1 protein-coding gene and 2 pseudogenes are annotated in these 1668 nt (G+C 72.2%); 1 reads left to right on the top strand and 2 read right to left on the bottom strand.

From position 1 onward, the window contains the following. Positions 1-29: 29 nt before the first annotated feature. Positions 30-533, bottom strand: a pseudogene (locus CCN51_RS42965) (FAD-dependent oxidoreductase); the annotation flags it as partial. A gap of 51 nt (positions 534-584) precedes the next feature. On the opposite strand from CCN51_RS42965, the gene CCN51_RS42970 reads away from it, so the two are divergent. Next, positions 585-1304 (top strand): TetR/AcrR family transcriptional regulator, encoded by a 720-nt coding sequence (locus CCN51_RS42970; RefSeq protein WP_043490624.1) that lies wholly within the window; start codon positions 585-587, stop codon positions 1302-1304. A 38-nt stretch (positions 1305-1342) separates the two neighbouring features. Here the strand turns inward: CCN51_RS42970 and CCN51_RS42975 are convergent. Further along, a pseudogene (locus CCN51_RS42975) lies at positions 1343-1668 on the bottom strand (FAD-binding oxidoreductase); the annotation flags it as partial.

Here is a 1668-nt window from a genome sequence, read left to right on the forward strand (position 1 = left end):
GCAGTCTCGTCGGTGACGCCGCACTAGACCGGCGTCACCGACGAGACTGCCGGGCGGATCCGGGACCAGGCGCCGTCCGCGCCGACCACGAGGTCGAACGTCTCCTGTCGCCCGTCCGCGAAATGGACCCGTACGCCATCCCGGGTCCCCGGCACCACCTGCGTCACGCCCCGCCCCCACTGGACGTCGAGAGGGCCGATCAGCAGGTCACGGAGTTGCCTGCGGTCGATCTCGGGATTGGCCCGGTCATCCGGACGGGGCTGCCAGTCGCGCAGGACGGTCCCGTCCGCGTCCAGGATGCGCATGGCCTGCCCCTCGGGACGAGACAGCGCTTGGTACTCCGCCAGCAGCCCCGCCTTGTCCAGCGCGAGCTGGCCCAGCCCTTCGTGCAGGTCCAGCGTGCCGCCCGGGGGGCGGGCGTCGGGGCCGGGATCGCGTTCGAGGATGGCGACGGGGTAGCCATGGCGGTGCAGGACGCGGGCGAAGGTAAGGCCGGCAGGGCCGCTCCCGACCACAGCGATGCGGTGTCTCATGTCGATACACTGTATTTCCTCATTACGGTGCATCGCAAGTACGGTTCGACCATGACTGTGTGGGACCGGCCGGAGCCGCCGACTCGCCCTGTGCCGCTCGACCGGGAGCGGATCGTCGCCGCCGCCATCGCGCTGGCCGACGAGGGCGGGCTGGAGGCGGTGTCGTTGCGTAAGGTCGCCGCCCGGCTGGAGGCCGGCCCGATGCGGCTGTACGGATACATCTCCACCAAGGAGGAGCTGTTCGACCTCATGGTGGACGAGGTCCAAGCCGAGATCCTCCCCGAGGAGCACGAGGAGCACGAGGAGCACGAGGAGCAGCCCGGTGACTGGCGGGAGGCGCTGCGCATCCTCGCCCACCGCACCAGGCAGGCCGCTCTCCGTCACGAATGGCTGGCCGACCTGCTCGGCGGCCGCCCGACCCTGGGTCCGAACGGCCTCGCCGTGGCCGAGACCACGCTGGCCGCCCTCGACGGCCTCGCCGACATCGACACCGTCATGCGCGCCGTGGAGACCGTCAGCGCCTACTACACCGGCGCGATCAGGCGCGAGATCACCAACCTGCGGGCCGAGCGCGCCACGGGCCTGTCCAAGCGCGACTGGCAGCGCGCCTCCGGCCCGCATGTGACGAGAATGCTGGCCACGGGCCGCTTCCCGGCGCTGACCAAGGCCGTGTACGACGGCACGGACGTGGACGCCGAGACATCCTTCGCGACCGGCCTGGACTGGGTCCTCGACGCCGTGGCCGCCAAACTCACCCGGCCCCCGGCGTGACGCTCAGCTCTTGCGGCGGAACACGCGGGCAGGCCCCGTCAGGGCAGCCGTTCGGCCAGAACCTCCGCGAGGTGGCGGGCCCGGCGCCCCGCCAGCTGCTCCAGTTGCGTACGGCAGGAGAAGCCGTCCGCGAGGACTTCGGCGGCGGGGTCGGCGGCCCGTACGGACGGCAGCAGCTGCTCCTCCGCGCAGGCGACGGATACGTCGTAATGCCCCTGCTCGAAGCCGAAGTTGCCCGCCAGCCCGCAGCAGCCGCCGCTCAGCTCGCCCGTCAGACCCGCGCGGGCGCGCAGGCGGCGTTCCGCCGCGTCGCCGAGGACGGCGTGCTGGTGGCAGTGGGTCTGGCCGACGACGGGGCGGTCGT

The organism is Streptomyces milbemycinicus, assembly GCF_002154605.1.
GTDB lineage: Bacteria > Actinomycetota > Actinomycetes > Streptomycetales > Streptomycetaceae > Streptomyces > Streptomyces milbemycinicus.

Coding starts and splice junctions, on each gene's coding strand:
- CCN51_RS42970 (WP_043490624.1), top strand. CDS start 585: ATGACTGTGTGGGACCGGCCGGAGCCGCCGACTCGCCCTGTGCCGCTC.